Origin of the sequence: Streptomyces sp. NPDC048278, assembly GCF_040652195.1 — a bacterium.
Classification (GTDB): domain Bacteria; phylum Actinomycetota; class Actinomycetes; order Streptomycetales; family Streptomycetaceae; genus Streptomyces.
In genome coordinates, this window is record NZ_JBEZLP010000006.1 from 346,404 (window position 1) to 359,866 (window position 13,463).

The 13,463-nt window shown below is 72.2% G+C and carries 10 protein-coding genes; 3 read left to right on the forward strand and 7 right to left on the reverse strand.

Annotated features, from left to right (window positions below; all coding sequences use genetic code 11):
* Positions 1-63: 63 nt before the first annotated feature.
* From AB0D74_RS14525 to AB0D74_RS14540, 4 genes are all read right to left on the reverse strand, one after another.
* Entirely contained in the window at positions 64-801 is a 738-nt protein-coding gene (locus tag AB0D74_RS14525; RefSeq protein ID WP_362585078.1) for an MIP/aquaporin family protein, read from the reverse strand.
* A gap of 306 nt (positions 802-1,107) precedes the next feature.
* Entirely contained in the window at positions 1,108-2,748 is a 1,641-nt protein-coding gene (locus AB0D74_RS14530) for a GGDEF domain-containing protein (protein ID WP_362585081.1), read from the reverse strand.
* Positions 2,749-2,859: 111 nt separating this feature from the next.
* Positions 2,860-4,050, reverse strand: coding sequence for a lipid-transfer protein (locus tag AB0D74_RS14535; RefSeq protein ID WP_362585084.1), 1,191 nt, complete (start codon positions 4,048-4,050; stop codon positions 2,860-2,862).
* Positions 4,047-4,493, reverse strand: coding sequence for a zinc ribbon domain-containing protein (locus AB0D74_RS14540; protein WP_362585087.1), 447 nt, complete (start codon positions 4,491-4,493; stop codon positions 4,047-4,049). Before AB0D74_RS14540 ends, AB0D74_RS14535 begins: the two co-directional genes overlap by 4 nt.
* Before the next feature lie 205 nt (positions 4,494-4,698).
* Here AB0D74_RS14540 and AB0D74_RS14545 point away from each other — a divergent pair, with 205 nt between their 5' ends.
* Entirely contained in the window at positions 4,699-5,232 is a 534-nt protein-coding gene (locus tag AB0D74_RS14545) for an NUDIX domain-containing protein (protein WP_362585090.1), read from the forward strand.
* Between the two features lie 10 nt (positions 5,233-5,242).
* Here the strand turns inward: AB0D74_RS14545 and AB0D74_RS14550 are convergent, their stop codons facing one another.
* Complete coding sequence (locus tag AB0D74_RS14550) at positions 5,243-7,603, reverse strand: TIM-barrel domain-containing protein (protein WP_362585093.1); 2,361 nt, start codon at positions 7,601-7,603, stop codon at positions 5,243-5,245.
* Positions 7,604-7,817: 214 nt separating this feature from the next.
* Here AB0D74_RS14550 and AB0D74_RS14555 point away from each other — a divergent pair, with 214 nt between their 5' ends.
* Together AB0D74_RS14555 and AB0D74_RS14560 are read left to right on the forward strand one after the other, a co-directional pair.
* Positions 7,818-9,785, forward strand: coding sequence for an acetoacetate--CoA ligase (locus AB0D74_RS14555; protein ID WP_362585096.1), 1,968 nt, complete (start codon positions 7,818-7,820; stop codon positions 9,783-9,785).
* Positions 9,786-9,857: 72 nt separating this feature from the next.
* A complete protein-coding gene (locus AB0D74_RS14560) occupies positions 9,858-10,751 on the forward strand; it encodes a hypothetical protein (protein ID WP_362585098.1) in 894 nt (297 codons plus the stop codon).
* A gap of 69 nt (positions 10,752-10,820) precedes the next feature.
* Here AB0D74_RS14560 and ptsP read toward each other — a convergent pair whose 3' ends face one another.
* Both ptsP and AB0D74_RS14570 read right to left on the reverse strand, forming a co-directional pair.
* A complete protein-coding gene (gene ptsP, locus AB0D74_RS14565; RefSeq protein WP_362585100.1) occupies positions 10,821-12,491 on the reverse strand; it encodes a phosphoenolpyruvate--protein phosphotransferase in 1,671 nt (556 codons plus the stop codon).
* A gap of 113 nt (positions 12,492-12,604) precedes the next feature.
* Positions 12,605-13,054: a PTS glucose transporter subunit IIA gene (locus AB0D74_RS14570; protein WP_362585104.1), complete on the reverse strand. Its 450-nt coding sequence runs from the start codon at positions 13,052-13,054 to the stop codon at positions 12,605-12,607.
* Positions 13,055-13,463: the final 409 nt, after the last annotated feature.

The following is a 13,463-nucleotide window of genomic DNA, read 5'->3' on the forward strand; positions in this document are numbered from 1 at the left end:
GGCTCGGAGGGCCGTGCTTCGGAGGGCCGTGTTTCAGCAGGCCGTGTTTCAGAGGGCCCTGCTTCAGAAGGCCGCGTTGTAGATCAGACCCGCGAGCGCCCCGCCGATCAGGGGTCCGACGACCGGGATCCAGGCGTAACCCCAGTCCGAGGTGCCCTTGTGGGGGATCGGCAGGAAGGTGTGCACGATCCGCGGACCGAGGTCGCGCGTCGGGTTGATGGCGTAGCCCGTGGGGCCGCCGAGCGACAGCCCGATGCCGACGACGAGCAGCGAGACGATCAGCACGGTGGTGCCGGACTCGCCGAGCCCCTTGGTCAGTCCGAACGCGAGGATCGGCAGGACGAGCGCGATCGTGGCGATGATCTCGGTGACGAGGTTGGCGACCGGGTTCCGGATCTCCGGGATGGTGGAGAAGATGCCGAGCGTCGGCGTCGGCTCCTCTCCCGACTCCTCGTCGGGCACGTTGGCCTGGAACTGGGCCAGGTAGACCAGGTACGTCAGGACGGCACCCAGCATCGCACCGACGAGCTGGCCGAGCAGGTAGACCCAGACCTTGCCCCATTTCCCGGTGTCGACGGCGATGCCGATGGTGACGGCGGGGTTCAGCTGCCCGCCGGAGAGGGGAGCGGCGGTGTAGGCGCCGGCGAGGACACCGAATCCCCAGCCGAACGCGATCGCCACCCATCCCGCGGCCCGGGCCTTGGAGTGTCTCAGGGTGATCGCGGCGCAGACCCCCGCACCGAACAGGATCAGGATGGCTGTGCCGATGACTTCGCCGACGAAGATGTCTCCGTTGCTCATGGCGGCTCCTAGGGCGCTGGCCGGGGGAGCGACCCCGGCGCTTGAGCAGGAACGGTTCCCTTGGCGACGTCAGCCGAAGGCAGGGAAGGTCCCGCGCCCCGCCCGGCGTCCGTGACGAGCGTGCCGTAGCGGCCGGATCGCCCATGGAGGGAAGAGCCTGGAGACAGGAGCAGCCCATGGCGCAGTGCCTGAATACGCCGAGAATGTACGGCGATGTCGGCCGACACCGGAAGTTTTCACCGGCACTCAGGGGGCGTCAAGGTCGCCGACGGCAACGATGACAGGCAACCCGCGGGAGAGCAGCTGTCACGGCTCCACCGCCGCGTACCCGGCCTGGGCCGGGTACGTCTCCGAGCCGCGCCGGATCTCGTGCCCGGGCAGCCCCGCCCGCCCCAGTACCCAACTCGCCCCGTCGAGCGCCTTGGCGGCCTTCTTGAGGGGCGCAAGACAGGCGGCGGCCTGCCGGTGGTCGGCCACGCTGCCGGGACCGCACACGACGGTGGCCAGGGACAGCGTGACGGGACGCCCGCCCGCGGTCCAGGGCGCGTCGAGCAGGGCGGCGACCCGGTCCAGCCCGGTCTCGTCGGCGAGCACCAGGAAGTCGTCCCCGCCGATGTGCCCCACGCGCGCGTGCCCGACGGCGGCCTCCTGCAGCGCCTGCCCCACGGAGCGGATCAGGTCGTCGCCGGCGGCGAACCCGGCACCGTCGTTCACCTGCTTGAAGTGGTCGATGTCCAGCCAGCTCAGCGCGAAGACACGGCCGTCCGCGAGCCACCGGTCCACCTCGCCCGTGATCGCGTCCGAACCGGGCAGCCGCGTCAGCGGGTTGAGCCCGGCCGCCTCCTCGACCCGGGTCTCGGCGAGCGCCCGTACCAGGTCGGCGAGGCGTACGACGCCCACGCAGCGGCCGAACCGGTCGACGACCGTCACATCGTCCGAGGTGCGGTCCGGGCCGCCGACGGCCACCACGTCCAGCACCTCCCACGCGGTCGCGTCGACGCCGACCGTGCGCGGTGCGTCACCCAGCTTGAAGGCCGGGCGGTCCGCGTACAGGGCGTGCCCGTAGCGGCCGGACATCGACAGCAGGAAACGGGAGCGGTGCACCGACCGGACGGGGGCGCCGGTCTGGTCCACCAGGAGCACCCCTGAGACGTCCGGGGAGCCGGTCAGCAGCGCCCGCACCTGCAACGCGGACGCCGTGACCGGCAGGAGTGCGGCGGGCCGGACGAACTCCCGCACGTACGGCCCGGAGCGCGGTGCCGGCCCGGCGGCGGGGGAGGGCGGCGGAACGTACACCTCCGCGACCGGGATCCGGGCCGGGGGCGCGAACAGCTCGCCCTGGGCCAGCTGCGCACCGGCCGACAGAGCGGCCGAGTACTGGAGTTCGGTCTCCACGCCCTCGACGGCCAGCAGGGCGCCGAGTTCCTCGCACAGGGTCCGCATCGCCCGCACCGCGGCCGGCCGGGCGAGCAGCGAGGCGTCGAGCTTGACCAGGTCGGGGGAGAGGTCGGTGAGCAGCCGCAGCGGCACGTCGCCGTCCCCGATGCCGTCCGCGCTGATCCGGAAGCCCTGGCCGCGCAGCACCGCCACGGCCTCCAGCAGGGCCCGCTGCGGCACATGCGTGTACGGCGGGACGATGTCCAGGGTGACCTCCCAGGGCATCCGTCCGGCCTCGCGGACGGCCTCGGGCAGTGGTCCGATGCCGCCCAGGTCCGCCAGGGTGGCCGCGAAGACGTTGATGTGCAGCGGCAGCAGCGTCTCCTTGCGGGCCGCCGCACGGAAGGCCAGCACCGCCAGCCTGCCGTCGAGTTCGGGATTCCGGCGGGCTTCGCCGAGGACGTCGCCGGTCTCGGGGCGGGCCAGGATCTCCAGTGCGGCGATCCCGCCGGTCGTCAGATTGACCACCGGCTGGAAGGCGAAACGGAGAGCATCCGTCCAGGTGCGCACGGGAGCATGATGACGCCACCGGCGCACGCCCAGGGCTAGTTCATGAGACGTTCACGCACCATTTCGGGGTGGTCACGCAGGGTATGCGCCCCTGCGGTCACACCCGTCCCGTCAGCGCACCGCTATCACGGACGAGCCGTGCCCGAACAGTCCCTGATTGGCCGTGATCCCCACGCGCGCGTGCGCCACCTGCCGGTCGCCCGCCGCGTCCCGCAACTGCCAGGTCAGCTCGCAGACCTGGGCGAGCGCCTGGGCCGGCACCGCCTCCCCGAAGGACGCGAGCCCGCCGCTGGCGTTGACCGGTATACGGCCGCCCGGGGCCGTCGCGCCCTCGCGCAGCAGCTTCGCCGCCTCGCCCTCGGCACAGAGCCCGAGATCCTCGTACCACTGCAACTCCAGCGCGGTGGACAGGTCGTACACCTCGGCGAGGGACAGCTCCTCCGGGCCGATGCCGGCTTCCTCGTAGGCGGCTCGCGCGATCGACGCCCGGAAGGGCTCCGGGGGCGGCTCCACCGCCGCCGCGGAGTCCGTGGCGATGTCCGGCAGGTCGAGCACCGTGCTCGGGTACCGGGGCGTGACCGTGGAGACCGCGCGGATCCGCACCGGCCGTGCCGCCCCGTGCCGGCGCGCGAACTCCAGGCTGGACAGGACCAGGGCGGCCCCGCCGTCGGAGGTGGCGCAGATGTCCAGGAGCCGCAGCGGATCGGCGACCACCTGGGAGGCGGCGACCTCCTCGGCGGTGACCCGCTTGCGGTAGCGGGCGTTCGGATTGAGCGCCCCCAGGGCCGCGTTCTTCACCTTGACCAGGGCGAAGTCCTCGGGGGTGTCCCCGAACACCGCCATCCGGCGGCGCGCGTACAGCCCGAAGTACGTCGGATTCGTCGCCCCCAGCAGCCGGAAGCGCAGCCAGTCGGGATCGTCGGGCCGGTCCCCTCCGGCGGGCCGGAAGAAGCCCTTGGGTGCCGCGTCCGCGCCCACCACGAGCACCACGTCCGCGAGGCCCGCCAGGATCTGCGCCCGCGCCGCGGCGACCGCCTGGGCCCCGGACGCGCACGCCGCGTACACGCTCGCGACCCGCGCTCCCTGCCAGCCCAGCGCCCGGGCGAAGGTCGCGCCCGCCACATAGCCCGGATACCCGCCACGCACCGTGTCCGCGCCCACGACCGAGCCGATGTCCCGCCACTCCAGTCCGGCGTCCGCGAGCGCCGCGCGGGCCGCCGCCGTCCCGTACTCGACGAAGCTGCGCCCCCACTTGCCCCAGGGGTGCATGCCCACCCCGAGCACCGCCACGTCCGCCGTCATGCCGCCACCCCCGTGGGCCGCCAGTGCCAGGTCGTCCAGGTCGTCTCCGCGTCCTCGCCCAGAACCCCGGGGACGACCTCGACCTCCATGCCCACCGTCAGATCGGCGACGGTGATCCCGGGAACCGTCTGACCCAGCACCACGATCCGCTCGGGCTCCAGCTCCACAGCGATCAACGCGTACGGTTCCCACGGAAGTTCCGGATCGCTCACATAGGGTGACGGAGGGCGGTATCTGCTGTCGGTGTACGACCAGATCCGCCCGCGCCGGGAGAGCGCGACCTCCTCCAGGTCGCCGCCCGCGCAGGCGGGGTTGCGGCAGTGGACGTCCTCACGCGGGAAGAAGACCGACGTGCAGGCCGCACAGCGGGTCCCCAGCAGCCGGAACGCGTCCCCCTCGCCCGTGAACCAGCCGTCGACCGCCGGCGTGCGTGTGCGCGACAAAGCTCCTCCAGGGCACGGATCTGACGGAACGTCAGAAGTGTGCCACGGGCCGCCGGGATTGGGCAGGCCGCGTCGGCGCCCCCTTGCCGCCCCGGCCGTCTCCCGTTCCGGGGCCGCCATGCGCCGCCACATGTCGCTTCACTTCCGGAAGGGGCCGTTCCCCTGACCGTAAGACGTCGTACTCCCGATCGGATAAAGTCCGCGCGTGTCCGAAAATCAGCACCCAATTGCCAACTCCGCTCCGGGCTCGCACTGTTCGAGCTGCGGAGCGGCCTACGGAGAGGGAATCTCCGGCTGGCCCCGCACCTGCCCGGCCTGCGGCCACGTCGCCTACCGCAACCCGCTGCCGGTGGCGATCGCCCTTCAGCCCGTCTACGACACGAAGGGCACCGCCCTGGTCGTCATCACCCGCACCGTGGCCCCCGCCCGCGGCGGCACCGCGCTGCCCGGGGGTTACGTCGACGACCGCGAGGACTGGCGGCACGCCGTCGTCCGTGAGCTCAAGGAGGAGACCGGAATCGACGCCGCCGCCCGCGACGTACGGCTCGTCGACGCCATGAGCTCACCCGACGGGCACCTGCTGCTGTTCGGCCTCCTCCCGGAACGCCCGGCCGAAGGCCTCCCGCCGTCGGGCGCGACCGACGAGACGGAGGGCTGGCACCTGCTGCGCCGCCCCGAGGAACTCGCCTTCCCGCTGCACAGCGTGGCCGTACGCGCCTGGTTCGAGGGCCGCTACTGAGCCCGCCGGCTCAGCCCAGCCCCCTGACCCGGACCGGACGGGACGGCTCGCTCACGCCGCTCTCGTCCTCGCGCCGGACCACCACGTGCCGGCCCTCCCAGCGGGCGACGTAACGCTCCATCCCCGGCTCCTCCCAGCCGTCGCCCGCCTCCGGCACGAACAGGCCGCCCCCCGTCCGCCCCGTGGCGGGCGCCCACACCTCCAGCCGCGTCCCGCCGTCCTCGTCCCGCACGGGCAGGACGGCACCCGCGCGTGCCAGCACCGGGATCCGCGACAGCGGGGCATCCACGAGCACCTGCCCAGGACCCTCGTACGCCTGCTCGGTCACCGTGTCGTACCAACGGCCGCGGGGCAGCTGCACCGCACGCCGGTCGGCACCCGGATCCAGCACCGGAGCCACCAGCAGAGCGTCACCCAGCAGGAACGCGTCCTCGCAGTCGCGCAGCGCCCGGTCCTCCGGCGTCCCCCACCACACCGGCCGCACATACGGCGCCCCGGTCCGCCGGGCCAGCTGCGCCAGCGTCATGAAGTACGGCAGCAGACGCCGCCGTTCGAGCAGCGCCACGCGCGCGTGCTCCAGCACCTCCGCCCCGAACTCCCACGGCTCCCGGCGCCCCGCCCGCATGCTCGCGTGCGTACGGAACAGCGGCAGGTAGGCACCCAGCTGGAACCAGCGCAGGAACAGCTCCGGCGACGGACTCCCGTCGAAACCGCCCACGTCAGGACCCGAGTACGGCACCCCGCACAACCCGAGCCCCAGCACCAGCGACAAGGACGCGCGCAGCCCCGGCCAGCCGGTGCCGACATCACCCGACCAGGTGCCCCCATAGCGCTGCATACCGGCCCAGCCCGAGCGGGAGAACAGGAAAGGCCGCTCCCCGGGCGCGAGCCCGCGCAGCCCCTCGTAGGCCGCCCGCGCCATACAGAGCGCGTACACGTTGTGCGCCTCCCGGTGGTCGCCGCCGCGCCCCTCCAGGGCGTGCCGCGCCGAACGCGGCAGCGTCGACTCGCCGAACGCGCTGAAGGACGTCGGCTCGTTCATGTCGTGCCAGAACCCGGCGAAGCCCAGCGCGAGCCGCTCCTCGTACAGCCCGCCCCACCACGCGCGCACGCGCGCGTCCGTGAAGTCGGGGAAGACCGACTCCCCGGGCCACACCACCCCCTCCACCGTCCGCCCCGACGGATCACGGACGAAGGCGTCGACCGCCGTCCCGCTGTCGTGGACCGCGTTGCCCCGCTCGGCCCGCACCGCCGGGTCGACGATCGACACCAGCCGGATCCCGTCCCGCCGCAACTCCTCCGCCAGCGTCGGCAGCTTCGGGAAACGCTCGCGATCGACGGTGAACACCTGGTGGTCGTCGTAGTGGTCGATGTCCAGATGGACGGCGTCCAGCGGCAGCCCGCGCTCCTGGTAACCGGCGACGATCCGCCGCACCTCCTGCTCGCTGCCGAAACCCCAGCGCGCGTGGTGATGGCCCAGCGCCCACGCCGGCGGCAGCGCGGGCGCGCCCGTGAGCGAGGCCCACGTGTGCAGCACCCGCGCGGGGGTCCCCACCATCACCCAGCAGCGCAGCGGACCGCCGTCCATCCGCAGCTCGCACCGCCCGGTCCGGTCGTGCCCCGAACCGGCGCCCTCCTCGCCCTCCCTGAGCGTCACCGTCCCGTCCCACGAGTTGTCGTGGAACACCAGATGCGCCGCCGCGTCCGCCACCACCAACTGGACCGGCATGGTGATGTACAGCGGATCGTCACCGGGCCCGAAGGCACGCCCGGGGTCGGTGTTCCACAACCGGTACGTGCCGTCCCGCAGCCGCGGCCCCGAGCCACGCCCGCCAAGACCGAAGAACCGCGCGTCAGCGGCCACCTCCGACCGCTGCACCCAGCGCGCCGCACCCCCGCCCACCGGCTCCCACCAGCGCGGCGGCAGATCCCGCCGCAGCAGCACACCACCCGGCGTGCACACCTCCACCGCGCCGTGCCGCGACACACTGACCCTCACCCGCTCCGCCACCACCCGCCAGCCGCCGTTGGTGTCCGGTTCGAGGACCGCCCGCGGATCCGGCTCCGGGCAACGCCCCGCGAGCGCGTACGACGGCTCGGGACCCGCCCCGTCCCAGCCCCAGAAGACCGCCCCGTTCACGGCGACCGTGATCCGCAGCTCGGACCGGCTGAACCGGATCACACCGCCGCCCGGCCCCGGCTCCGCGCCCTGCACCGGCCCCGGCACCCGGGCCCGCTCCGCGCCCCGCGCGGGCAGCCCGGCGGCATCGATCCGCCTCCTGCGCCACGCGGCCCGTACGGTACGCAACCCCTGAGCCGCCTTGCTCGAACCGACCACTCTTACCGAACGCACCAGGCCACGACCGTCCATGCTGCTCACCCTGCCACTCAGCGCTCCACACGCGCGTGCCGTTCAACTGGCATTCACCCGTGCCAAGACCACATCTTCACGACACGGACTATGTGGAGCGCACCCTGGTGCAGAAGTCGATCACATGGCATCGTCCCTGTCAGCCGCGTCACGCGCACACCCCCGCCCGTGCGCGTCCCACGCACACGAAGCGCAGAAGCCCGGGAGCCGCCCCATGTCGACCGCGAACCCCCAGCCGCTCTGGCAGCCCGATCCGCAGCGGATCGCCCAGGCACGCATCACCGGCTTCCAGTCCTGGGCGGCGGAACACCACCGAGCCCCCGCCGAAGGCGGGTACCCGGCCCTGCACCGCTGGTCCGTCGACCACCTGGACACCTTCTGGCAAGCCGTCACCGAATACTTCGACGTGCGGTTCTCGACGCCCTACGCGCGCGTGCTCGGCAACCGCGCCATGCCGGGCGCCGAGTGGTTCCCCGGCGCCCGGCTCAACTACGCCGAGCACGCCCTGCGCGCCGCCGACACCCGCGCGGACGAACCCGCCCTCCTGTACGTCGACGAGACCCACGAACCCCGCCCGGTCACCTGGTCGGAGCTGCGCCGCCAGGTGGGCTCGCTCGCCGCCGAACTCCGCGCCCTCGGCGTCCGCCCCGGCGACCGCGTCAGCGGCTACCTCCCGAACGTCCCGCAGGCCGTGGCCGCCCTCCTCGCCACCGCCGCCGTGGGCGCCGTCTGGACCTCCTGCGCCCCCGACTTCGGCGCCCGCAGCGTCCTGGACCGCTTCCAGCAGGTCGAACCCGTCGTCCTGTTCACCGTCGACGGCTACCGCTACGGCGGCAAGGAACACGACCGGCGCGAGACCGTCGCCGAACTCCGCCGCGAACTGCCCACCCTGCGCGCCGTCGTCCACATCCCGCTGCTCGGCACCCCCGCCCCCGAAGGCGCCCTGGACTGGTCGGCCCTGACCGCCGCCGACACCCGGCCGGAATTCGAGCAGGTCCCGTTCGACCACCCCCTGTGGGTGCTCTACTCCTCCGGCACCACCGGCCTGCCCAAGGCCATCGTCCAGTCCCAGGGCGGCATCCTGGTCGAACACCTCAAACAGCTCGGCCTGCACTGCGACCTGGGCCCCGAGGACCGTTTCTTCTGGTACACCTCCACCGGCTGGATGATGTGGAACTTCCTCGTCTCCGGCCTCCTCACGGGCACCACGATCGTCCTGTACGACGGCAGCCCCGGCTACCCCGACACCGGCGCCCAGTGGCGCGTCGCCGAACGCACCGGAGCCACCCTCTACGGCACCTCCGCCGCCTATGTGATGGCCTGCCGCAAGGCCGGCGTGCACCCCTCCCGGGACTTCGACCTCTCCCGGGTGAAGTGCGTCGCCACCACCGGCTCCCCGCTGCCCCCCGACGGCTTCCGCTGGCTCCACGACGAGGTCCGCGAGGATCTGTGGATCGCATCGGTCAGCGGCGGCACCGACGTGTGCTCGTGCTTCGCGGGCGCGGTGCCCACCCTGCCGGTGTACACGGGGGAGTTGCAGGCAGCAGGTCTCGGTACCGACCTCCAGGCCTGGGATCCCGGCGGGCGTCCCGTCATCGACGAGGTCGGCGAACTGGTCGTCACCAACCCCATGCCCTCCATGCCGATCCGCTTCTGGAACGACCCCGAGGGCAGCCGCTACCACGAGAGCTACTTCGACACCTACCCCGGCGTCTGGCGCCACGGCGACTGGATCACCGTCACCGCACGCGGCACCGTGATCATCCATGGCCGCTCCGACTCCACGCTCAACCGGCAGGGCGTACGGATGGGCTCCGCCGACATCTACGAGGTCGTCGAACGCCTCCCCGAGATCAAGGAATCCCTCGTCATCGGCGTCGAACAGCCCGACGGCGGCTACTGGATGCCCCTCTTCGTCCACCTGGCACCGGGCGCGGTCCTCGACGAGTCCCTGCTGAACCGCATCAAGCAGGCCATCCGCGAACAGCTCTCGCCCCGCCACGTCCCGGACGAGGTCATCGAGGTCCCCGGCGTCCCGCACACCCTCACCGGAAAGCGCATCGAGGTCCCCGTCAAGCGCCTTCTCCAGGGTGCACCCCTGGAGAAGGCCGTCAACCCCGGCTCCATCGACAACCTCGACCTGCTGACCTACTTCGAGGACCTCGCCCGCAAGCGCGCCTGACGTCCGAACCCCCGTTGTCAGTGGCGCCGATTACTGTGAGTGAGCATTGATCGACCGCACACAGGGGGAACCATGGCACACACCGACCACCGGACCATGCGCCGCATCCTGCGCCGCGAGATCGCCGGCACCATCGGCCTGCTGACCGACGAACACGACTTCCGTGCCATGCGGCGCTACCGCACCTTCACCTTCGACGACCACCTCGTCTACCTCCGCCAGATCGAAGCCCTGCTCAGGGCCCGCGCCGCCGAGGGCACCCACACCACGCTCGCCCTCTTCGACCCAGAGGAATACGCCGAGTTCTGCACGGCCACCGGCCTCGACCCGGACGACCCGGCCAGCCGCACCCGCTTCACCGCCGAACTCGCGGCCACCGGCCCCACCGTCCCCTACGACGGCCGACCCCTCACCGACCTCGTCCCCGCCCTCGTCGACGAGGCGGTACGACAGGCCACCTGGGAGTACGCCAGCACCCTCCTCGCCCGCCTCGGCCCCTGCCACACCTGCGGCGAGGACATCGGCCGCGCCGCCTTCACCCGCGCCTCCCACCTGCTGACCCGCATCCTCGACACCGCCGCGCCAGGCAACCGCCACCTCGTGTGCAGCGTCTCCGGACCACCCGAAACCCTCGTCACCGTCCTCCACGCCGACCAGAGCAGCGACGGCACCACCGACCTCGACGAAGCCGAAGCCCTCGAATTCACCAGCGTCCTCGCCCTCGGCCTCGCCACCGACAGCCCCGGCGGACTCGTCATGCGCACCAGCGCCCCCGGCACCCCCGACCGCGTCTACGGCTGGCGACTGCGCGGCGGCGACCTCGGCCCCCTCACCGCGGGCGAGGTCTTCGACGCCTACTGCACCGACGTCGAATCCGGAGACCTCGTCTCACCGGAATCGGACGTCGACTACTGCGCACCACCCGACCTGGGCGACCCTCAGACGCCCCCCGGACACCACCACTGAAAACACCGGGGGCGCCCCACCCGCAGGTGGAGCGCCCCCGGAAAGACAGCCGATCACGGCCCAGGCCGACTACTCGCCGGACAGCACCGCCTGAGCCGCCGCACGGGCCTCGTCCGCGCTGTCGCCGGCGCGCGCAGCCGCCGCGGCCCGCTCGCACTGGGCCAGCGTGTACTTGGCCAGCATCGCCCGCACATAAGGAATCGACGCCGCTCCCATGGAGAGGGAGGTGACACCCAGACCGGTCAGCACGCAGGCCAGCAGCGGATCCGACGCGGCCTCACCGCACACGCCACAGCTCTTGCCCTCGGCCCGCGCCGCCTCCGCCGACAGCGCGACCAGGTCGAGCAGCGCGGGCTGCCACGGATCCTGCAGCCGGGACACCGCACCGACCTGACGGTCGGCGGCGAACGTGTACTGGGCCAGGTCGTTCGTCCCCAGCGACAGGAACTCGACCTCCTGAAGCACCGAGCGCGCTCGCAGCGCGGCCGACGGAATCTCCACCATCGCACCGAACTTGGCCCGCAGCCCCGCCTCCCGGCAGGCATCGGCGAACGCCTTCGCATCGGCACGGTCCGCCACCATCGGTGCCATGACCTCAAGGTGCACGGGCAGCCCTTCGGCCGCCTTCGCCAACGCCGTCAGCTGGGTCCGCAGCACCTCGGGGTGGTCGAGCAGCGTCCGCAGACCCCGCACGCCCAGCGCCGGGTTCGGCTCGTCCGCCGGCGTCAGGAAGTCCAGCGGTTTGTCCGCGCCCGCGTCCAGCACCCGCACGACGACCCGGCCCTCCGGGAACGCCTCCAGCACCTGACGGTAGGCCTCGACCTGCTTCTCCTCGGAAGGAGCGCTCTTGCTGTCGTCGAGGAACAGGAACTCGGTACGGAACAGACCGACACCCTCGGCACCGGCCGCCACCGCGGCCGGCACGTCCGCCGGACCGCCCACGTTGGCCAGCAGCGGCACCCTGTGCCCGTCAGCGGTCGCACCCGGGCCGGTCGAGGCGGACAGTGCCGCCTTCCGCTCGGCCGCCGCCGCCGTCAGCGCCGCCTTCTTCTCCGCACTCGGGTTCACGAAGATGTCGCCGGTGCTGCCGTCGACGGCGACCACGGTGCCCTCGGCGAGCTCCCCGGCACCCGGCAGCGCCACCACGGCCGGCACACCCAGCGCCCGCGCCAGGATCGCGCTGTGGCTCGTCGGCCCGCCCTCCTCGGTCACGAAGCCCAGCACCAGGGCCGGGTCGAGCAGCGCCGTGTCCGCCGGCGCCAGATCCCGCGCCACCAGCACGTACGGCTCGTCGCTGTCCGGGACACCCGGCATCGGAACGCCCAGCAGGCGGGCGACGATACGATTCCGCACATCGTCCAGGTCGGCCACCCGGCCGGCGAGGTACTCGCCCGCTCCGGCCAGCAGCTCGCGGTACGCGGCGAACGCGTCGTACACGGCACGCTCGGCGGTGCTGCCGACGGCGATCCGGCGGTCCACGTCGGACATCAGCTCGGGGTCCTGCGCCATCATGGCCTGCGCCTCAAGCACCGCCTGGGCCTCGCCGCCCGCCAGATTGCCGCGCGCCGTGAGGTCGGCCGCCACGGCATCCACGGCCTGACGGGCGCGCGCCTGCTCCCGCTCCGCCTCCTCCGCGGGGATCTGCTTCGCGGGCGGCTCCAGCACCGCCGTTCCCATGTGCCGAACCTCGCCGATCGCCACACCGTGGCTCACGCCGACGCCTCGCAGCGTTGTCTCCATCTCACCCGTCTCCGATAGTGCGGCGGGTCCCGCCGCCGCGGTGGTTGTCGTGGTCGCCGCCGGGTCCGTCGTAGGACGGCACGGCGGCGGGGTCGGTCGTCGTCCGGGACGAGTCAGCTCCAGGCGAAGAGGGTGTCGCCGGACTTCACGTCACCGTCCTCACGGACGTCGGCGAGAGAGTCGGCGGTGGCCTCCAGGGCCACGACGGGGCAGACCGGGGACTTGCCGGCGGCCTCGACCTCGGCCGGGTTCCAGCGGATCACGGCCTGGCCGCGGGTCACGGTGTCGCCCTTGTTGACGAGCAGTTCGAAGCCCTGCCCGTTCAACTGCACGGTGTCGATACCGAGGTGGGTGAGTACGCCGTGTCCGCTCTCGTCGACCACGACGAACGCGTGCGGGTGAAGAGAGACGACGACTCCGTCCACGGGCGCCACGGCCTCCGAAGGCTCACGCGCGGGGTCGATGGCGGTACCCGGGCCGACCATGGCCCCGGCGAAGACCGGATCCGGCACTGCGGCCAGTCCGACGGCGCGTCCGGCGAGCGGGGACGTCACGGTGGTCATGGGAAGCCTCCCAGGAGTGGTGCTGCTTACGGGCCGTCACTGCCAGTTCCGGACGGCACTGAGCAGCAGCGTATGTCAGATGAAGTGGCGGTTCCGCATGGAAGCTACCAGGTAGTGGTCTAGACCACCAGCCTATTCGATTTGCGTGGCCTCCGAGGCCCCGTGTACAGTCGTACTCCTGCTTGGGACCGAGCGGCGCGATAAAGCGTCCTTACCAAGCGGCACCCAAATTTGTCAGATCCTCACTCGGGATCGTCTTCCGCATGCCTGCGGGACGGTGGTCAGGGAGACGGAAAAACACTGATAGAGTTTGGAACACCGAAGGGAAGCCCGGAGGAAAGCCCGAGAGGGTGAGTACAAAGGAAGCGACCGTTCCTTGAGAACTCAACAGCGTGCCAAAAGTCAACGC